Origin of the sequence: Janthinobacterium lividum (assembly GCF_011601275.1) — a bacterium.
In the GTDB taxonomy this organism is placed as follows: domain Bacteria; phylum Pseudomonadota; class Gammaproteobacteria; order Burkholderiales; family Burkholderiaceae_D; genus Janthinobacterium; species Janthinobacterium lividum_E.
In genome coordinates, this window is record NZ_JAAOLY010000008.1 from 233,457 (window position 1) to 252,196 (window position 18,740).

The 18,740-nt window shown below is 63.9% G+C and carries 17 protein-coding genes; 6 read left to right on the forward strand and 11 right to left on the reverse strand.

Translation table 11 applies throughout. The annotated features are described in order from the left end of the window. Window positions 1-55: 55 nt before the first annotated feature. The 4 genes from GYK42_RS14640 to fur all read right to left on the reverse strand — a co-directional run bounded on the left by GYK42_RS14640 (window position 56) and on the right by fur (window position 2,967). The gene (locus tag GYK42_RS14640; protein WP_205711402.1) at window positions 56-1,273 is read right to left on the reverse strand and encodes a SpoIIE family protein phosphatase; all 1,218 of its coding nucleotides are present in this window, start codon (window positions 1,271-1,273) and stop codon (window positions 56-58) included. 172 nt (window positions 1,274-1,445) lie between these two features. Further along, entirely contained in the window at window positions 1,446-2,036 is a 591-nt protein-coding gene (locus tag GYK42_RS14645; RefSeq protein ID WP_166448083.1) for an NAD(P)H-dependent oxidoreductase, read from the reverse strand. A gap of 59 nt (window positions 2,037-2,095) precedes the next feature. Next, the gene (locus GYK42_RS14650) at window positions 2,096-2,461 is read right to left on the reverse strand and encodes a MerR family transcriptional regulator (protein ID WP_166448084.1); all 366 of its coding nucleotides are present in this window, start codon (window positions 2,459-2,461) and stop codon (window positions 2,096-2,098) included. 68 nt (window positions 2,462-2,529) lie between these two features. Continuing rightward, window positions 2,530-2,967, reverse strand: a complete 438-nt coding sequence (fur, locus tag GYK42_RS14655) for a ferric iron uptake transcriptional regulator (protein ID WP_099667281.1) — start codon at window positions 2,965-2,967, stop codon at window positions 2,530-2,532. Between the two features lie 235 nt (window positions 2,968-3,202). On the opposite strand from fur, the gene GYK42_RS14660 reads away from it, so the two are divergent. Together GYK42_RS14660 and GYK42_RS14665 are read left to right on the forward strand one after the other, a co-directional pair. Continuing rightward, complete coding sequence (locus GYK42_RS14660; protein ID WP_166448085.1) at window positions 3,203-4,099, forward strand: LysR family transcriptional regulator; 897 nt, start codon at window positions 3,203-3,205, stop codon at window positions 4,097-4,099. Window positions 4,100-4,245: 146 nt separating this feature from the next. Then, window positions 4,246-4,863, forward strand: coding sequence for an OmpW/AlkL family protein (locus GYK42_RS14665; protein ID WP_058051318.1), 618 nt, complete (start codon window positions 4,246-4,248; stop codon window positions 4,861-4,863). A gap of 78 nt (window positions 4,864-4,941) precedes the next feature. On the opposite strand, the gene GYK42_RS14670 is transcribed toward GYK42_RS14665, so the two are convergent. From GYK42_RS14670 to GYK42_RS14685, 4 genes are all read right to left on the reverse strand, one after another. Next, a complete protein-coding gene (locus GYK42_RS14670) occupies window positions 4,942-5,769 on the reverse strand; it encodes a MetQ/NlpA family ABC transporter substrate-binding protein (protein WP_166448086.1) in 828 nt (275 codons plus the stop codon). Window positions 5,770-5,801: 32 nt separating this feature from the next. Continuing rightward, window positions 5,802-6,476: a methionine ABC transporter permease gene (locus tag GYK42_RS14675; protein ID WP_046683994.1), complete on the reverse strand. Its 675-nt coding sequence runs from the start codon at window positions 6,474-6,476 to the stop codon at window positions 5,802-5,804. After that, the gene (locus GYK42_RS14680) at window positions 6,469-7,278 is read right to left on the reverse strand and encodes a methionine ABC transporter ATP-binding protein (protein ID WP_166448087.1); all 810 of its coding nucleotides are present in this window, start codon (window positions 7,276-7,278) and stop codon (window positions 6,469-6,471) included. The genes GYK42_RS14675 and GYK42_RS14680 overlap by 8 nt, the downstream gene beginning before the upstream one ends. A gap of 324 nt (window positions 7,279-7,602) precedes the next feature. Continuing rightward, entirely contained in the window at window positions 7,603-8,061 is a 459-nt protein-coding gene (locus tag GYK42_RS14685; protein ID WP_166448088.1) for a YbaN family protein, read from the reverse strand. 455 nt (window positions 8,062-8,516) lie between these two features. Here GYK42_RS14685 and GYK42_RS14690 point away from each other — a divergent pair, with 455 nt between their 5' ends. Continuing rightward, window positions 8,517-9,083 carry a YceI family protein gene (locus GYK42_RS14690; protein ID WP_034779171.1) on the forward strand — a complete coding sequence of 189 codons (567 nt, stop codon included), beginning with the start codon at window positions 8,517-8,519 and terminating at the stop codon, window positions 9,081-9,083. A 109-nt stretch (window positions 9,084-9,192) separates the two neighbouring features. On the opposite strand, the gene GYK42_RS14695 is transcribed toward GYK42_RS14690, so the two are convergent. Further along, window positions 9,193-11,001: an NAD(P)/FAD-dependent oxidoreductase gene (locus GYK42_RS14695; RefSeq protein ID WP_166448089.1), complete on the reverse strand. Its 1,809-nt coding sequence runs from the start codon at window positions 10,999-11,001 to the stop codon at window positions 9,193-9,195. 143 nt (window positions 11,002-11,144) lie between these two features. Then, entirely contained in the window at window positions 11,145-12,287 is a 1,143-nt protein-coding gene (locus GYK42_RS14700; RefSeq protein WP_166448090.1) for a sigma-54-dependent Fis family transcriptional regulator, read from the reverse strand. A gap of 226 nt (window positions 12,288-12,513) precedes the next feature. Between GYK42_RS14700 and GYK42_RS14705 the strand changes: the two genes are divergently transcribed. From GYK42_RS14705 to GYK42_RS14715, 3 genes are all read left to right on the forward strand, one after another. Continuing rightward, complete coding sequence (locus tag GYK42_RS14705) at window positions 12,514-13,845, forward strand: serine hydrolase domain-containing protein (RefSeq protein ID WP_166448091.1); 1,332 nt, start codon at window positions 12,514-12,516, stop codon at window positions 13,843-13,845. Window positions 13,846-13,965: 120 nt separating this feature from the next. Then, entirely contained in the window at window positions 13,966-15,507 is a 1,542-nt protein-coding gene (locus GYK42_RS14710) for a CHASE2 domain-containing protein (protein ID WP_166448092.1), read from the forward strand. Window positions 15,508-15,569: 62 nt separating this feature from the next. Beyond that, the gene (locus tag GYK42_RS14715) at window positions 15,570-15,968 is read left to right on the forward strand and encodes a GFA family protein (RefSeq protein ID WP_166448093.1); all 399 of its coding nucleotides are present in this window, start codon (window positions 15,570-15,572) and stop codon (window positions 15,966-15,968) included. Here GYK42_RS14715 and GYK42_RS14720 read toward each other — a convergent pair whose 3' ends face one another. Then, a complete protein-coding gene (locus GYK42_RS14720) occupies window positions 15,969-18,740 on the reverse strand; it encodes an Hsp70 family protein (RefSeq protein ID WP_166448094.1) in 2,772 nt (923 codons plus the stop codon).

Sequence of the window (18,740 nt, forward strand, 5' to 3'; positions counted from 1 at the left end):
CTGGCTAGCCGGTGACCCGGTTTCTTGTTGATAAGGTGGCTCGATGGCGCCAAAACTACAGGCGGAAACAGAAAAAGGTCAGGTCGTCGCGGCGCGGCTGCGCTCCCTGCCAGGCGGCGCTGTCCTGCAGCAGGGCCGCCGCCACGTCGCCGGCGGGAGCGTCGCGCCGCGCCAGCAGCTGCTCGCGCATGCGCCGCTTGCCGTAGGCGATGTCGCGCGCGCCGCCGATCTGGTCGAGCAAGCCGTCGGTGGTGAGGAACAGCAGGCTGCCGTCGGGTATGGCCAGCGTCTCGTTGTGCCAGCAGTAGCCGGCCGGCGTGTCGACATAGCCCACGCCCATGCGCGCGCCGTCGATGGCGCGCACGCTCTCGTCGCCCGGAGCCACCACGTGCAGCGCCAGTTTCGCCCCCGCGAAACGCAGGCTGGCGCTGGCCGTGTCGTAGCACAAAAAGGCGCAATCCATGCCGTCGTTCGAGCCGGCGTGGCCGGTGGCCTCGCCGCTGCTGGCACCGTCCTGGCCCAGCAAGGTCTTGATGGCGCGGCTGACGGCGCCGATCAGGGCGGCCGGATCGTGCGGCCCCAGTTCGCGCAGGGCCTGGCTGAGGGCCGACGAGGCGATCAGGGTCATGAAGGCGCCCGGCACGCCGTGGCCGGTGCAGTCGGCGATGGCGGCGAACCAGCCGCCCGCATGGCGTTCGAAAAAGTAGAAGTCGCCGCCGACCACGTCGCGCGGCTGCCATTCCAGGTGCGCATCGGGCAGGGTGGCGCGCAATTCCGCATCGGAAGTGCGCAGCAGGGCGCGCTGGATCACGCTGGCGTAATCGATGCTGTGCATGATTTGCCGGTTCTTTTCGGCCTGCATGGTGGCCACCACGTTCATCAGCTGCAAGCCGAAGCCCACGCCGGCCAGCGCGCCAGCCTCGGTGATGATGAAGCCGTCGGCCAGCGCCTTTTCGCCCGCTTCCACGGCGCGGAAGGTGAGGTCTTCGATGCTCATGGCACCGTCGACGATCAGCGGTTCCTTGTCCATGAAGGCGATGCAGCTCTTCTTGCCGTACACCTCGTGATAGAAGGGCTTGGACATCTGCGACATGAAGATGTTGCGGCTGATCAAGCCGATAGGGCGCTGCTGCTCCGTTACGGGCAGGCTCATCATGTCGCGCCGTTCCGTGAACAGTTCCAGCACGGCGAAATTGCTGGCGTCGGCCTGCACGGATTCCGTGGGGATGCACAGGTCGGACGCCACGGACGTGCGATAACGGGGAAGATGCAATCGAGAAGCGTTGAACTCCACAGCGGCTACCTTTACATGACGATCGGACCCTTGTTGTCGCGACAGCAAGGCGACTGACAAACAGGCAATATCATCATGGTAGCCTTTGAATGTGACGGCTTGATTACGAGCTTGTCAAAACCGTATGCAAGATGGCTGCATGGCAAGCAACTTACAGGCGCCGGGCCAGCGCCCGCGCCTGTTCCAGCCAGCGCTCGCGCTGCGCTTCGGTGGAGTTCAAAATGGGACCGAAGCAGGCCACTCTGACGGGCTTGACGCCGCAAAATTCCAGAGTCGTCTTGCGCAGCTGGTGGATGCCGGGCATGTGGTAGATCCAGCGGAAATACCAGGGCGGCGTATCCATCGATACCAGTAGCTGGGCCGTACGGCCCTTCAGCAGCTGGGCAGGGAAGGCCTTGCCGGGGCGATACTTGAAGGCAAAACCGGGCAGGAAGACGCGGTCGACAAAGCCTTTCAGCAGGGCCGGTGCGCCGCCCCACCAGATCGGGTAGGCGAACACCAGGTGTTCGGCCCAAGTGATGGCTTCCTGCGCGGCCAGCAAGTCCGCTTCCAGCGGCTGCACCTGGCGGTAGCCTTCATGCAGGTTCTGGTCGAAGTCCAGCTGGCCCAGGCGCAGTTCGCGCACGGTGTGGCCTTCGCTGCGGGCCGTGGCGGCGTAGGCTTCGGCCAGGGCGGCGCAATAGCTGTCGCTGGACGGGTGGCCGAGAATAATCAAAATGCGCTTGGGTGTCGTCTTGGTCATGATGCAGGCTGTCCGTTAAAGAAGAGCTTGCATGCTAAAGCCTGTCCCTAGTGGCAGAGTCAAGCGGCCTCTTGCAGACGCTGGCGCGCCAGGCAGTCGCCGATTTCCGTATCGATGTCGGCCAGCTGCGAGTCGAGCTGGCGCAGGCGGGCGATATCCTGCTGCACTTGCGCGCGCTTGGCGGCGATGTGCTGCGACAGGGCGGCCCAGTCGGTATCGTCGCCGGCCAGGACGGGCAGCAGTTCGGCCAGGCGGAAGCCCAGGACTTGCGCCTGGCGTATCAATTTGACTTGCGCCAGGTCTTGCTGCGTGTAGACGCGATAGGCGCCCGAGCGGCGCACGTCGCCCAGCAAGCCCAGCGCTTCATAGTGGCGCAAGGCCTTGGGCGAGGTGCCCGCCAGGCGGGCGATTTCTCCGATGTACATGGGTGATCCTTTTTCAAGCTTGGTCGAATCTTACCGCAAGGCAGCGGCACCCAGATACCCATGCACCCTCAGGCCCGGCGCGGCGGGACTTTCTTGGCCGTACATTCGGCGCAGGTGCCGTACAACGACAGCGCGTGCTCGTGCAGCACGAAGCCCCGCTCGGCGGCGATTTCGTTCTGGCGCAGTTCGATGCCTTCGTCGACGAATTCATCGACCTTGCCGCAACCCGTGCAGACCAGGTGGTCGTGGTGCTGGCCTTCGTTCAGTTCGAAGACGGCGTGGCCCGATTCGAAGTGGCGGCGAAACAGAATGCCCGCTTCGGCAAACTGCATCAGCACGCGGTAGATGGTGGCCAGGCCCACGTCGATTTTTTCGGCCAGCAAGAGTTTGTAGACGTCGTCCGCACTCAGGTGCTTGATCGTGCCTTCTTGAAACAGCTGCAGAATCCGCAAGCGGGGGATGGTCACTTTCAAGCCCGATTCACGCAGTTCCCTCAATATATCCATGTCTCCCATTCCTTTTTGTAGTCGCCTAGCGAGGTCATTCATTATATCGCAAATGATAATCATTACTATTCTCATTTGTATCGTGTGAACTGGAAATAGTATGCTGGCCGGCTGGCCTGCAAACCAGTGACATCGGTGCAAGGCCCGATTGCGTTGCACGCATCTTGCGTCGGTATTGCAAAATCAAGAGCGATATCGCTACACTGTGCAGCAAGGAATAACAATGGGGCAGGGCATGGACCGATTTGATGCGATGCGCATCTTTACGCGCATCGTCGAGTTGCGCAGTTTCACGCAGGCGGCGCATGACCTCGGCTATCCGAAAGCCACCGTCACGCATGCGATCAAGCAACTCGAAGCGCGGCTGCGCGTGCGCCTGCTGCAGCGGACCACGCGGCAAGTGACGCCCACGCCCGATGGCGAGGCGTATTACCAGCGCTGCGTGCGCCTGCTGGCGGACCTGGAAGAAACGGAAGCCGTGTTCAGTTCGGCGGCGCGGCAGCCGTCCGGCAAGCTTCGCATCGACTTGCATGCGACCCTGGCCATGCATTTCGTCATGCCCGTGCTGGACCAGTTCTGCGCCCGCTATCCCTTGATCGAGCTGGAAATCGGCATGGGCGACCGCCTCGTCGACCTGGTGCGCGAAGGCGTCGATTGCGTGCTGCGCGTGGGCGAATTGGGCGATTCATCGATGGTGGCGCGCAGGGTGGCGCTGCTCGAACAAGTGACGTGCGCCAGTCCCGCCTACCTGGCCAGGCACGGTATGCCGGAGAATCTGACGGAACTGGCAGGCCACCGCGCCGTCAATTTCTTTTCCGCCCAGACGGGCAAGGTCTGGCCCTTCGATTTCAAGGTGGATGGCCAGCGGCACAGCGTGGCCTTGCCGGGCACGGTGTCCGTCAACAATGCGGATGCATATCACGCCTGCTGCCGCGCGGGCATGGGCCTGATCCAGGCGCCCCGTTATCACTTGGAGCAGGCGCTGGACGCGGGCGAGCTGGTGGAAGTGCTGCGGCACTTGCGTCCCGACCCGCTGCCCGTCTCTGTGCTGTATCCCCATCACCGGCAACTGTCGCCGCGCGTGCGCGTGTTTGCCGACTGGGTCGCCGGCCTGTTTGCCGAAGCGAATTGACGCGCTGCCGCATTTTCTTGACCTGGGCAAAGGAAAAAATCCCTCTATTGATGCCATCTAGCACTATTTGATGTGGATCAAAGTTTTTGTTGCACTGCACTCTTAGACTTCGCAGCGTTACTTAACGACAAAAAGAGGGAACTAGAATGAAAAAGTCCGCAACTGCAGCAGCAATCGTCCTGGCCGCCATCGGCGCATTCGCCAGCAACGCAATGGCACAGGAAGGCCCATGGCTGGTCCGTGCCCGCGCCGTGCACATTGATCCGGCCGATAAATCTGCTCCTGTTGGTGGCGTCGGCGCATCCGACCGTTTGACGGTCAGCAGCAAGACGATTCCTGAAATCGATATTTCGTACTTCTTTACCCCCAATATCGCTGCCGAGCTGATCCTGACCTACCCGCAAAAGCATGACGTCAAGCTCGATGGCAACAATATCGGTACCTTCAAGCACTTGCCGCCGACCCTGTCGCTGCAATACCACTTTATGCCGGAAAAACAGTTCAGCCCTTACGTGGGTGCCGGCATCAACTACACGAATATCTCCGACGTGAAATTGCTGAACGGCGCCGGCCGCCTGGAGCACGACAGCTGGGGTTACTCGCTGCAAGCCGGTGTCGACTACAAGCTGGATAAAAACTGGTCCTTGAACTTGGACATCAAGAAAGTGCAGATCCGCAGCGACGTCTTCATCGGTGGCGCAAAGGCCAGCGAAGTCAAGGTCGATCCTATCCTGATCGGCGTCGGCGTCGGTTACCGCTTCTAAGTGTTGGCATGTCCGCGTAGCGCGGGCGAAAAAAAAAGGACGGCAACAGCCGTCCTTTTTACGTTTCAAGCGTACCGTTTATTTTTTCAGCGTCTTTTCCAGCGCCAGCTGGTAATCCGTCTTTTCATAGCCGGCCAGGTATTTGTTCGTCGCGTCGAGGAAGGCGCGCGAGCGGTAGGCCGCTTCCAGGTCCTTGACCCATGGCTTGGCCTTGTCGGCCGTGCGGATGGCGACCAGGTTGATGTAGCTGTCCGAGATCTTTTCCACGGCGAGGGCCGAGGTCAGCTTCATGCCGGCGGCCAGGGCGAAGTTGCCGTTGACGAAAGCGTAGTCGGCGTCCGCCAGCGAACGTGGCAGCTGCGCCGCTTCCAGCGGCACCAGTTTCAGCTTCTTCGGGTTTTCCAGCACGTCGCGTTCGGACGCGCGCAGCGGATCGACGTTCGGTTTGAGCTTGATCCAGCCCATCTTGGCCAGCATCACCAGCGCGCGCGCCTGGTTGGTCGGGTCGTTCGGCATGGTGATGGTGGCGCCGTTCTTCACGTCGGCCAGCGTTTTCTGCTTGCCGCCGTACAGGCCGATCGGCATGGTCGGCACGGTGATCAGGGGGCTCAATGGCAGCTTGTTATCGGTGGCGAACTTGGTCAGATACACGATGTGCTGGAACACGTTGGCGTCCAGCGAGCCTTCGGCCAGCGCATAGTTCGGCTGCACGTAGTCGTTGAATTCCACGATCTTGACCTTGTAGCCCTGTTTTTCCAGGATGGGCTTGATGCCCAGCTTCAGCTGGTCCGAATACGGGCCGGAGCTGGTGCCGATGACGAGTTCTTTCGGGTCCTTGGCGTGGGCGGCGGTGGCGAAGGCCAGGCTGGTGGCGGCGACGAGCAGGGTGCGGCGAATGTGGTTCATGCTTTTCCTTGTACTGAAATACTGAAGATGAATTAACGTTTGTCGAGGCGCTTGGCGATGCGCGTGCCGGCGAACTGGATGGTTTGCACCAGCACGATCAGGATGGCCACGGTGGCGACCATGATGTCCGTCTCGAAGCGGTAGTAGCCGTAGCGGATGGCCAGGTCGCCGATGCCGCCGCCGCCCACCACGCCGGCCACGGCCGAATACGACAGGAAGCTGATCGACAGCACGGTCAGGGCCAGCACGAGGCCGGAACGCGCTTCGACCAGCAGTACGCGGAAGATGATCTGCATTTCCGACGCGCCCATGGCATGCGCCGCCTCGATCACGCCGCGCGGCACTTCGCGCAGGTTCTGTTCCACCAGGCGCGCCAGGTAGGGGATGGCGGCAAACGACAGCGGCACGCTGGCCGCCAGCGGGCCGATCGACGTACCGGCGATGATGCGCGTAAACGGCGTCAGGGCAACGAGCAGAATGATGAAGGGGAAGCTGCGCACGGTATTCACCAGCCAGCCGAGGATCGTCGACAGCGGACGGTTTTCCAGCGACTGGCCTTCCGAGACGAGGAACAGCAAGATGCCCAGCGGGCCGCCGATCAGGATGGCGGCCGTGAGACCAATGCCCAGCATGGTCATGGTCTGGCCCAGCGCCACCCAGATTTCCGGCAGCAGGTTGATGACGTTATTGATCGATTCTTCAAACATGTGTTGCATCCTTCCATGCGGTGGCTTCAAACGCCTCGGTGCCGTAATAAGCCAGCTCGCGTCCCAGCGCCGTCTTGCGCGGGGTGGCAGTGTCGCTCAACTCGAATTGTTCGGCGATGGCGCCGTTTTCCACGACGGCCACGCGGTTGCAGATGGCGCCCAGTACCGACAGCTCATGGCTGACGATGACGATAGTCACGCCCAGGCGCGCATTGATGTCGCGCAGGGTGTCGAGCAGGGCGCGCGTCGTTTCCGCGTCCAGCGCGGACGTCGGCTCGTCGCACAGCAGCACGTCGGGGTGGCTGGCCAAGGCGCGGGCGATGGCCACGCGCTGCTTCTGCCCGCCGGATAATTGCGCCGGATAGCTGTGCAGCTTGTCGGACAGGCCGACCAGCGCCAGGCATTCCTCGACTCTGGCTGCGATCTGCTCGCCCTTGGTCGTGCCATGGATTTTCAGGGGGAAGGCGACGTTGTCGAAGACGCTGGCATTCTGCAGCAGGTTGAATTGCTGGAAAATCATGCCGATGTTCTGGCGCGCGTCGCGCAATTCGCTCTTGCCCAGGCGGGTCAGTTCGCGCCCGGCCACGGTAATGGTGCCGCTGTCGGGACGCTCGAGCAGGTTAATCAGGCGCAGCAGGGTCGATTTGCCGGCGCCGCTCTTGCCGATCAGGCCGAAAATATCACCGGGATAGACTTCCAGCGTGACCGATTTGACCGCGTGGAATTGTTCGCCTTTGGGCAGCGCAAAAGTCTTGTTCGCGCCATCGATGCGAATCACCGGCGTGCGGTGTGATGTGGTCATGCAGTGTTTCCTTTTTTATTGGACCGTGACAGGCGCGCTTGCAGGGGCCGAATCGCCCAGCCTGTTACGTCGGTTGCGTAGTATACCTCCGATCGTGTTATTACTCCTACGACAGAATCTTGCTTTGAATATGCAAATAATGTCTATGCGCCTGTTTGTTGGTTGAAAAAGCGGGAAAGCGGCGTTCTTGCCAAATTTAATCACGTAGACGGACGCGAAGGTGCCGAATCTTGGTGAAAAGTTCGCCATGCCCTGCGGACGCATCGCGGTGCTTTTATGCGCAGTTCGGCGCACTTGCCGTTTTCTGGATGCGGGCGCGGCGGTTTACTGCCCGCCATTGCCCTCTTCGCGGGCAGATTCTGCCCCGCTGGCGGCAGGGCCTTCGGGACGCCGCAACAGGTAGACGAGGACGGCGATTTCCATGGCGCCCACCATGGCGATGACCCACCACGGCGGATGGCCCAGGCACATGGCGACAAAGCCGATGGCCATGCCCAGGCAAGCCATGGCCTTGCCGCGCCGCGAGACGGCGCGGTGTTCGCGCCACTGGCGCAGCGGCGGGCCGAACCGGCGGTGGTGCAGCAGCCAGTGCTCGAGGCGCGGCGAGGCGCGGCTGAAGCAGGCCAGGGCGAGGATCAGGAAAATCGTCGTCGGCATGACGGGCAGCATGGCGCCGATGATCCCCAGCAGCACCATCAGGGCGCCGACGGCCGTCCAGGCCCAGCGGCGCAGGCGTACGCCGTGCGCTTCGCGCAGTGGCACCTGGGCGTGCGGCTCCCGCATCAGGCGACGGTGCCGGCGGTCAGGCCCTGGCTGCGGAGCGGGGAGGCGGCGGGAAGTGCGTTCAAAGTATTCGTATCGTGGCGGGGAGCCGTCATGTTTTTTCTGTGCTGTGTTCTGCTCTATTATGGATGAATCAAGGCGGCGCTGCATGCCCGCCAGGGCCGCGATGATAACCATTTTAAATAATAATAACAAGAATCATTCTCATTTGATGATCTGATAACGCTGGATATTTTTGGCAATGCAGACAATAATCGGCAGCAGAAGACGCTGTCATGGACGCCATTATCGTTACTATCGATTTTTTCGATGCTAACTAGGTATATTTTCCGTTTTACATCGATCTTCATGCCATGCATAATCTGTTGCAACTGAAGCCAGACAATCAGCCGCAGCGCTTCCCGCCTGCAGCTGCTTGCGGTTTTGACATCCTCCACTCCTATCAGGAATCCATCATGAAAAAACTGCTCGCTTTTATCGCCGCCGCCGGCTTCTCGCTGTCCGCTTTTGCCGCTCCAGAAGTCTATGTCATCGATGGCAGCCACACTTTCCCCCGTTTCGAGTACACCCACATGGGCTTCTCGACGCAGCAAAGCCGTTTCAATAACACCACCGGCAAGGTCACCCTGGACCGCGCAGCCAAGACGGGCGCCGTCGAAGTGCTGATTGACACCAAGTCCGTCGACACGGGTTCGACCCTGTTCAACTCGCACATCCAGGGCGAAGATTTCCTCGACACGGCCAAGTTCCCGGTCGCCACCTACAAGTCGACCAAGTTCAACTTCGACGGCGACAAGCTGGCCTCCGTCGACGGCAATTTGACCCTGAAAGGCGTGACCAAGCCAGTGACCCTGACCGTCACCTCGTTCACCTGCGCACCGCACCCGATGCTGAAGAAAGACGCTTGCGGCGCCAACGCCACGGCCAAGATCAAGCGCTCGGAATTCAACGCCGGCAAATATGCACCAGCTGTCAGCGATGACGTCACCCTGACCTTCGCCATCGAAGCCATCAAGCAGTAATCGTTGGCGGCAGGATGAAAAATGGCGGCGCACTTCGGTCCGCCGCCATTTTTTCGTCAAGGACAGGCCGGATTGCGCGCGTTCCGCGCTAATCCGGCCTGCTTCACTTTCAAGCCAGGTGATGCACCTGCTGCTGCCCATACACGGGAGTGTCCAGGCCCTCCATGCGCGCCTTCAGCTGCAGCGACAGGTATTGGGAATAGTGGCGCGACTGGTGCAGGTTACCGCCGTGGAACCACAGCGATTGCTGCTGCGTGGGCTTCCACATATTGCGCTGTTCGCCTTCCCACGGACCCGGGTCCTTTGTCGTGGCGGAACCCAGTCCCCACACCTTGCCCACTTTATTCGCCACCTCGGGCGAGATCAGGTCGGCCGCCCAGCCATTCATGGAGCCGTAGCCGGTGGCGTAGACCACCAGGTCGGCCGGCAGTTCCGTGCCGTCCGACAGCACGATGGAATGGGCTTTCAATTCCTGCACGCCAACGCCGCTTTTCAGCTTGATCTTGCCCTCGGCGACCAGCTCCGAGGCGCCCACGTCGATGTAGTAGCCGGAGCCGCGGCGCAGGTATTTCATGAACAGGCCGGAATCGTCGTCGCCAAAGTCCAGCATGAAGCCCCGTTCTTCCAGGCGCGCATAAAAGTCCGCATCGCGCTCGCGGATGGCCTTGAAGACGGGCTTCTGGAAGTCGGCCAGGATCTTGTACGGAATCGAGGCGAACGTCAGGTCGGCCTTGGCCGTCGTCATCCCGGCTGCCAGCGCCCGTTCCGAGTACAGGTCGCCCAAGGCCAGGTCCATCAAGGAATCGGACTTGACGATGTGCGTCGACGAGCGCTGTACCATGGTCACGTCCACGCCCGCTTCCCACAGGGCGGCGCAGATATCGTGCGCGGAATTGTTCGCGCCGATGACGACCACCTTCTTGCCGACATAGGCGTCCGGCCCCGGATGCTGCGACGAGTGCTGCTGCTCGCCCTGAAACACGTCCATGCCTTTGAACTTCGGCATGTTCGCCTTGCCCGACATGCCCGTGGCCAGCACCAGCTGCTTCGGTTTCAGGGTGACGGCCTGGCCATCGCGCAGCACTTGCACCGTCCACTCGCCCGTGGCTTCGTCGAAGCTGGCCGATTCGCAGGAAGTCGAGCCCCAGTAATTGAGCTCCATCACCTTGGTGTACATTTCCAGCCAGTCGCCGACCTTGTCCTTCGGCGTGAAGACGGGCCAGTTGTCGGGGAAGGGGATGTACGGCATGTGGTCGTACCAGACGGGGTCGTGCAGGCACAGGGACTTGTAGCGCTTGCGCCAGCTGTCGCCGGGACGGGCGTTTTTCTCGATGATGATGGTGGGGACGTTCAGCTGGCGCAGCCGCGCACCGAGCGCGATGCCGCCCTGGCCGCCGCCGATGATGACGCAGTAGGGCTGGCGCGCGTAGCCCAGTTCCGCGGCCTCCTGTTCGCGATGCTCGAGCCAGCTGCTGCGATTCGTACGCGCGCCGTGTTCGGCGCCCATGGGCCGCCGGCCGCCCTTGGCTTCCTCAAAACCCTTCAATTCGCTCATGGTGGTGAGCAGGGTCCAGATCTTGCCGTCGCGGATGCGGATGAAGCCTGTGCCGCGCGCCACGTTCGTTTCCACCGTGATCCAGCTTTGCAGCACGCCGCCTGCCTCGCTGGCATGTTCGCCGTCGGCGATGCGGATGGAGACTGGCTGCACGGCGCCCAGTTGGGCGGCCAGCATGGCGGCGATCTGCTCGCGGCCTTCCAGGGTTTTCAGGTTCCAGGTAAACAGCACCAGGTCGCGCCAGTAGCCATCCTGTTCGAACAGTTGCGCGGCGCCCGTGCTGTCGCTGGCGCGGAGAAAGCCTTCGAGCTGCTCCAGGATGCCGGCCACGGCCAGGTCGTGCGGGTTGATATCGGTTTGCATCGTGTCTCCTCCAAGTCTGTTGACTTTATGATGGGATGCGGCTGTGTTGCCGCTGACGATGTTGTAACACTGGCGTTCTTGCGCCGCATTGCGCAGCGCAGCATGGCGACGATTGAGACGGAAGTCTCAGCGCGTTTGTCGCATCATTGCCGGTGCGGCGCCACGATGTGCAGCTGCTTGAGGCGCCGGTACAGGGTGGCGCGCGAGATGCCCAGCATGGCGGCCGCCTGCAGCGGGCGCCATTTGGCGGCGTTCATGGCGTGGACGATGCGCGTGCGTTCGGCCAGTTCCGGCGCCGTGTAGGCCACCACGTCTTGCGCGGCGGTGGCCTCGCGCATGGCGCGCGGACGCACCTTGGCCGGTCGCTGCGGCGCGCGCACGCGCGCGTGCAGCCAGGTGCTGCCGCCGGCCAGGCGCAAGGACAGCAGACTATGTGCCGCGCGCGCATCGAACAGCCGTTCGGCGCGCACTTCCAGCACCTCGGCGACGGGACGCGGCAGGCTGCCGAGGCCCACGATGACGTCGCGCGCGCAGCGGTTGGCGGCGACGATGTCGCCATGTTCGTCGATGGCGAGCAGCATTTCCGGCTGCACTTCCACGAAGTGGCGGTTGCGGTGCGCCAGCAGGATGCAGCAATGGCTGTAGGACTTGAGAAAAAAGCCGTCCTCGATCAGGGTCGCGCCTTGCCGCACCAGCTGCTTGACGAGGCGCTGGCTGTCGCGCGCGTCTGGTGAACTCAGGGCCGACGCATCGAGCACGCCGATCAAGTCGCCGTGCGGCGAAAAGATCGGTGCGGCGCTGCAGGTCAGGCCCGTGAACGCGGCGCGAAAATGGTCGGTCTTGTGCACGGTGATGGCTTCGTGGTCGAGCAGCACGGAGGCGATGCCGCACGTGCCTTCCTCTTCTTCCGACCAGCAGGAACCGGGGTACAGGCCCGCCTTCTTGAAATCCTTGCGCTGGTCCGTGTCGACCACGTAATCGATCGTCACGCCGCGCGCATTGGCGAGGATGACGCAGTAGCCCGCTTCGCGCACCATGGCGTGCAGGCGCGGCAGGCACTGTCCCGTGGAACGCAGAAAATCTTCCTCGGATTGCTGGATGGCGCGCAGCTCGGCGCCCGTCAGGATGCGCGGTCCCGTGGTCGAGGCGGGGTCGAGCCGGTAGTCGTCCAGCGAGCGCCGGTACGACGAGGCCAGCCTGGCCGTATCGGCCCCTGGATTGACGATGCGGCCGGCGATCAGGTCGCGCACGCGGTCGATATGGCTGGTCTGGCGGACGTAAGGCATGGCGCTCTCCAGTGTCTCGTGGCTGGTGTTGATGGTGTAGTTGTTTGTAGCACGAAGCGCGGGGCCACGCATCCTGCGCTGCAGCATGGCGCGTGCGTGAGACGTTTGTCTCAGCACGTGGCCCGCACGATACGATGCCGTAGGACAAGATAAAAAGTTTCTCTGTTAGCATTCATCGCATGAAGCGAGCGCCGTTGCCGGCGCCAGCCATAACAGGAGAAGACGCATGACGACACCACCACCAATCCGTCGCCTGGCCCTGGCCGCAACCTGCCTGGCGCTGGCCGCCGGCGCCCACGCGGCCGAGACGGGGGCAGCGCCGCTGTCAGCGGCCGCCAGCGATCCGGCCGCATTGCAATGGATGGTGGGCGCGCCGCCGCCGGCCGATAAAATCATCCGCTTCGACGATGGCAGTTATTTCAATTTTCCGCAGCTGCGCTGGAGCGTGTCGCACTTTCGCCAGCTGATGCCGACGGTGGACGTGGCGCGCGGCTTGAAAGCGCCCGTGCCCCTGCCGCGCGCGCTGCGCGGCGATATCGACAGCCTGCGCTTCACGCCCCTGGGTGCCACGGAAACGATGACCTGGGAGCAGTCGCTGGGCGCCAACTACACGGATGGCATCGTGGTGCTGCACCGGGGCCGCATCGTGTATGAGCGTTACCTGGGCGTCCTGAAGGAGGGCGGCCAGCACGGCGCGATGTCGGTGACAAAATCGGTCATGGGCACCCTCGGCGCGGCGCTGGTAGCCGAAGGCAAGCTCGATCCGAAGAAGACGGTGGCCGAGTATGTGCCCGAGCTGGCCAGTTCGGCGTTTGGCGACGCCACCGTGCGCCAGGTGCTCGACATGACCACGGGCCTGAAATTCAGCGAAGACTATGCCGATCCGAAAGCGGAAGTGTGGCAGCACGCGGCGGCCGGCAACCCGCTGCCCAAGCCGAAGGACTATACGGGGCCGCGCAGCTATTTCGAGTACCTGCAAACGGTGCGGCACGAGGGCCGGCATGGCGAGGCGTTCGGCTACCGCACGGTCAATTCCGACGTGCTGGGCTGGATCATTGCCCGCGTCACGGGGCAGAACGTCAACGACTACCTGTCCGAGCGTATCTGGCAAAAGCTGGGCGCCGAGCAGGACGCCTACATGAGCGTCGATTCGACCGGCACACCGTTTGCCGGTGGCGGCTTGAGCACGGGCTTGCGCGACCTGGCCCGTTTCGGCGAGATGCTGCGCAACGATGGGCGCTACAACGGCCAGCAAATCATCCCCAAAGCCGTTGTCGACGATATCCGCCGTGGCGGCGACAAGCAGCTGTTCGCCAAGGCTGGTTATGAGTTGCTCAAGGGCTGGAGCTACCGCGACATGTGGTGGGTCACGCATAACGACCATGGCGCCTACACGGCGCGTGGCGTGTACGGCCAGCGCATCTATGTCGATCCGAAGGCGGAAATGGTGATCGTGCGTTTTGCTTCCACGCCGACGGCGGCCAATGCGGCCAACGACCCGACCACCACGCCGGCCTTCGAAGCGCTGGGCAAGCTGCTGCTGGCCAAGCCGAAGTAAGGTGCCAGGCGGGCCCGTGCCAGCCGTGCGGCCGAACGGGCTCAACTGCAATACACTATCCTTTTGTCATTATTCGTTGCCTGGATTGCAATTCAGGCATCGCATGCAAGGGGAGCCGCCGTGGAAACCAGCCAGCCAGAACACCCGCGCCCGCCGTTCTGGCGGCGCCTGCTGTGGCCCGTCGCCCAGCTGGGCTCGGCCTTCAAGCTGACGGGCACGCATCTGCTGCACCACGTGATCGGCGCCAGCCTGATCGCCGCGCTGATGCTGGCGTTGGAAGGATTTCACGTGCTCGAATGGCTCGATGCGGCCATGCTGCGCGCCAGCGCGGAACAGGGGCAATTGCTGGACCGGGGCAAGGACCCGGGCGCCGCCTACCGGCCCGGCATCATCGAAATCGACCAGCCCGCGTTTGAACAGGTTTTCGACGAGCGCGAGCCGCTGGAACGCACGCGCCTGGAGCAATTGATCGCCAGCGCCGCCGCGCGCGGCAGCAAGGTGCTGGCCATCGACCTGGACCTGGCGCCAGCCGTGTACGAACAGCACAAGGACGGCGAGCGGCCACTGGACCGCTTGCTGGACCAGTTGGCCGCGCATGGCCGGCAACTGGTGCTGATCCTGCCCGAGCAATCTGACCAGAACGCGAATCTGCCGTGGATACGCGCGCGCTGCGCGGCCGGCATCCACTTTGCCAGCCCGCGTATCCGCGAACGCATGGGCGCCGTCACGCGCATCGAGCTGAAAAGTCCCGTGCTGGCGGCCGTGGCCTTCGAGCTGGCGCATGGCGCCGACGAACAGGAACACAAGCAGCCGATGCCGGCCGCCCTGTCCGAGCAGAAGGAAGTCGTGGCGCTGGCCGGCCGCGTGTGCCAGCTGGCGCGGCGCACGGGCAGCGAAAAGGAGCTGGCGCGCTGGGCGTTCGAACCCGTCATCCATGGCGACGCCAAGGCGGCGGCCGAACAGAACGCCGTCACCGCGCCGTTTCACCCGGCCGCCGTGGCGCCGGCATTCCTGAACCCCACACGCACGCGCGTCAAACTGATCGACGGCCAGGCCGGCGTGGATGCCGGGGCGCTGCGCAAGAACGTCGTGTATATCGGCAGCACGTATGATGTGCGCGACCGCTATACGACGGCCGAAGGCGAGCAGGCCGGCCTGCACCTGCACGCGGCCGCCCACACGTCGCTGGGCATCGGCACGGCCGACGTCAATAAATATGCGGTGTTCGTGGCCGACATCGTCATCGGCGTGCTGCTGGGCTGCCTGTTCGGCGGCCTGTGGACCCTGTACGGCCGCGCCGAACTGGCCATCGATCGGCGCATGGAAGACCACGATTTCAGCCGTTTGCACCGCATGGGGACATTGGCGGAATTCTATGGCATCCGTTTGATGCTGGTGCTGGTCTGGGCCTCGCCGTTTGCCATCGGCGCGCTAGCCATTTATTTGTCGCGCGGCTTGCTCGAGCAAGGCTGGTGGGTCAATCCCGGCCCGCTTATTGCCGGCATGTTCCTGCACGCGATGTCGCTGCGCGACGAAGCCCATCACCCGCACGAGGAAGTGCCGGGCCTGTCCGTGTGGGCCCAGCTGCGCCGCACGCACCCGGGCATCGTGCTGGTGCAGGCGCCGCTGGCGGCGCTGCTGTTGATCGTCGCCCTGATCTAGCGCAAACCGTGGCGCCGCAGCGGCGCTAAACTGGGCGCCTTTTTCAATTGCAGGAGGATGCCATGCTGAGCGGAGGATGTTTATGCGGCGACGTGCGCTACGAAGCGGGCATGGGCGCTTTTCATGAAACGGCCTGCCATTGCTCGATGTGCCGCCGCGCGTCGGGCGCGCCGTTTGTCACCTGGTTCAGCGTGCCGAGGGCGAACTTTCGCTGGCTGCGGGGCGAGGCCACGCCATATGCATCCAGCGAACACTGCACGCGCAGTTTTTGTCCCCGCTGCGGCACCCAGCTGACGTTCGAGGATGAGCGCGACCCGGACGAGGTCGGGTTGACCACCGGAAGCCTGGACGACCCGGAACAACTGCCGCCGCGCAGCCATATCTATACGGACACGCAACTGGAGTGGGTGAAATTGGCCGATGGCTTGCCGCGGTATCGTGGGGCGCGTAGCGAGGGATAATTACCCGATCAGCTTCAACCCCGGCGGTAGCGCTTCGCCCAGCATGCGTTTGGTATTCGCTTCGTCCAGCTGCGTCACTTCGCTGACCATGGCCTGCCACAGGGGCGGGGCGCCGACGGCTTTCAGGCGCGCCAGCACCGTGGCGCGCAAGTCGTCGTCGATGTCGCGCGAGCGGTCACCCGTCATGCGCGCCAGGTGGGTGGCGGCGAAGGCGGCCGGTTCCGTCTTTTTCCAGTCCAGCGCCAGCAGCACGGCCAGCCAGCCGGCCACGGTGGCGCGGTCGACCACTTCGTGCGCGCTGCCGTGGAAGGGTTGGCGCGCGCCGACCCTGGCCAGCGCCCATAAGGTATTCGTGTCCGCTGCCTCGCCCTTTTTACTGGCCTTGTCCAGGCGTTGCAGCAGCCAGGCGCCCACTTCGGCCTTGTAGGCGCCGGGAATGCGCTCGAGCGACGCGCCCAGACGCAGCATGTCGTCGTCGCTGCCGCCCACGAGGGTGACGGGGCGGCTGCCGCGCTGGGCCGCGTCCGCTTGCAGGTTGAAGGCGAAGTCGTCGAGCAGGCGCAATTGCTGCTCCGAATTCAATCCGCCCGTCACCCTGCGCCACAAAGTCCACCATTCGGCGCACACCTGGTTGTCTTTGTGGTGCTGCACGCCCGCGTCGAACAGGGCCCACAGCTGCTCGATGCGCCATGGATCGAGCGCATCGCCATAGCCGGGACGCAAACAGTAGCCGGCCAGGTTCAACCACACCCGCTCATGCTCGGCGGAGCGGCGCCGGCCGCGCGCGCGCAGCAGCAGGGCGTCGAACAGCTGGCGCAGCAGGGGAGTCTCCCAGCTTTCGCGTCCGCCCAGGCCCCGTTCCAGGTGCAGGCGCAGCTGGCGTACTTCCTTGGTGTCGACCTTTTGCGCCTTGCCGCCGAAGATGCGCTCGATCTTTTCGATGGCTTCTTTCACGCGCGGCGACACGCTGGACGTTTCGGCCTGCGTTTCGTCTTCGCCCCGCAACTGGAATTCCAGCAGCCAGCGCGCGCTGGCGTCGGCTTCGCCCACGCAATGCACTTCCAAAGTCCCGACTTCCGTCATGACGGTTGCCAGCTGCACGGTGATCTCTCGCTTGTCGCCGCTTTCCGCTTGCAGCACGCTGGCCAGCGGCGGCAGGCGCAAGTATTCGCCGGCGTCCAGGTCGACGATCTCGCCCAGCTGCGGCGGCGTGCCCGCTTCCGCGAGGGAGGTGGCCAGGTGGAAGCGCACGGGCCGGCCCAGGCGCAGCGCGAACAGCCGCTTCGTCAGGCGGATTTCTTCGCCGCTGGCGCTGCCACGGGGCAGGATGCACACGGCGCGGTGGTCCTTGCCCGCTTCGCCCAGCACGAGGAAATAACTGCGCGGCGAGCCGCCGCCGATGCGCGGCGCCTGGCCACGGCGGGCCAGCGCGTAGGCGACGGCGCCACGGGCCACGGCCACGTCGGGATTATCGTTATGCAGAATGGTGAGTGGAGCACTGCGCCAGTGCGCCAGAGTCTCGGCCAGGCGGCGCGCCAGCGCGTCGGCGCGGAACACGCCGCCGTTCAGCAGCAGGGTGTCGGGCAGTGCGCCCTGATGCTGCTGCAGAAAGCTGGCCAGGTGGCGCGTGATGGCCGCGTCCTGCGCATACGGCAGGCCGAATTCGACGATGCCGGCGCGGCCTTTTTTCGCTGTCTCGGTGAGTTCCACCTTCGGAAAGAAGCCGTCGACTACCATGGCCGCCACTTCCTCGCGCGTGACGTCGGCGGAACGGCTGCCACCGATCAAACGCGATCCCGCGCCCAGCAGGGTGACGGTGGCGCTATCTGGTGCGTCGTGCGACAGCAGCAGTTCCTTGGCGGCGCGGCAGCGTTCCATCAGCTGCGACAAGCGCGCGGCCGAGAGTTTCATGCCGCCTTCGACACCGGCCGCCATGCGCGTTTCCACCAGGTGGGCCAGCGCCAGGTCCATATTGTCGCCGCCGAGTATCAAATGGTTGCCTACGCTGCTGCGCGTGAGTTGCGGTTCGCCATCGTCATCGAAGGCGACGTCGATCAGGCTGAAATCGGTGGTGCCGCCGCCCACGTCGCAGACCAGAATGCGGCGCGTGTCGGCCAGGTCCTCACGCAGGGTGGCGCGCCGGCGCTGCAGGTAATCATAAAAGGCCGCTTGCGGTTCTTCCACCAACCGCAAGGTGGGCAAGCCCGCCATGCGCGCCGATGCCAATGTGAGTGCGCGCGCACCCTCGTCGAACGAGGCGGGGATGGTCAGCACCAGTTCCTGCTCTTCCAGGGGAGCCTGCGGAAAGCGGTGATTCCACGCGGCGCGCACGTAGGCCAGGTAGCTGGCGCTGGCCGCCACGGGCGAGACCTTGGCCACATCTCTATCGGCGCCCCACGGCAGGATGGGCGCCTGGCGATCCACATTCGCATGCGACAGCCAGCTCTTTGCGCTGGAAACGAGCCGGCCCGGTACCTGGGCGCCCAATTGGCGCGCCAGGGCGCCCAGCACGGCAGATTCCACGCCAGCGACGTCCTGCTGCGGCCACGGCAGCTGCAAGTCGCCCGCCGCCAGTTCACCGGCGGCAGGGTGGTAGCGCAGCGAGGGCAGCAGGGGGCGTGCGCCCACTTCGCCGGGAGCGACCAGCTGCTCGATGGCGAACAGCTGTATGCCTGCCTGCGTATTGGTAGCATCTGCATAGGCCACCACCGTGTTGGTGGTGCCCAGGTCGATGCCGACCAGGAAGGCCGGCTTGCCCGCAGCGCAGCGCAT

Bases quoted from the DNA above. Each gene is read 5' to 3' on its own strand.
- GYK42_RS14645 (WP_166448083.1), bottom strand. From the start codon at position 2,036: ATGACCAAGACGACACCCAAGCGCATTTTGATTATTCTCGGCCACCCG.
- GYK42_RS14650 (WP_166448084.1), bottom strand. From the start codon at position 2,461: ATGTACATCGGAGAAATCGCCCGCCTGGCGGGCACCTCGCCCAAGGCC.
- fur (WP_099667281.1), bottom strand. From the start codon at position 2,967: ATGGATATATTGAGGGAACTGCGTGAATCGGGCTTGAAAGTGACCATC.
- GYK42_RS14660 (WP_166448085.1), top strand. From the start codon at position 3,203: ATGGACCGATTTGATGCGATGCGCATCTTTACGCGCATCGTCGAGTTG.
- GYK42_RS14665 (WP_058051318.1), top strand. From the start codon at position 4,246: ATGAAAAAGTCCGCAACTGCAGCAGCAATCGTCCTGGCCGCCATCGGC.
- GYK42_RS14670 (WP_166448086.1), bottom strand. From the start codon at position 5,769: ATGAACCACATTCGCCGCACCCTGCTCGTCGCCGCCACCAGCCTGGCC.
- GYK42_RS14675 (WP_046683994.1), bottom strand. From the start codon at position 6,476: ATGTTTGAAGAATCGATCAATAACGTCATCAACCTGCTGCCGGAAATC.
- GYK42_RS14680 (WP_166448087.1), bottom strand. From the start codon at position 7,278: ATGACCACATCACACCGCACGCCGGTGATTCGCATCGATGGCGCGAAC.
- GYK42_RS14685 (WP_166448088.1), bottom strand. From the start codon at position 8,061: ATGCGGGAGCCGCACGCCCAGGTGCCACTGCGCGAAGCGCACGGCGTA.
- GYK42_RS14690 (WP_034779171.1), top strand. From the start codon at position 8,517: ATGAAAAAACTGCTCGCTTTTATCGCCGCCGCCGGCTTCTCGCTGTCC.
- GYK42_RS14695 (WP_166448089.1), bottom strand. From the start codon at position 11,001: ATGCAAACCGATATCAACCCGCACGACCTGGCCGTGGCCGGCATCCTG.
- GYK42_RS14700 (WP_166448090.1), bottom strand. From the start codon at position 12,287: ATGCCTTACGTCCGCCAGACCAGCCATATCGACCGCGTGCGCGACCTG.
- GYK42_RS14705 (WP_166448091.1), top strand. From the start codon at position 12,514: ATGACGACACCACCACCAATCCGTCGCCTGGCCCTGGCCGCAACCTGC.
- GYK42_RS14715 (WP_166448093.1), top strand. From the start codon at position 15,570: ATGCTGAGCGGAGGATGTTTATGCGGCGACGTGCGCTACGAAGCGGGC.
- GYK42_RS14720 (WP_166448094.1), bottom strand. From the start codon at position 18,740: ATGCGCTGCGCTGCGGGCAAGCCGGCCTTCCTGGTCGGCATCGACCTG.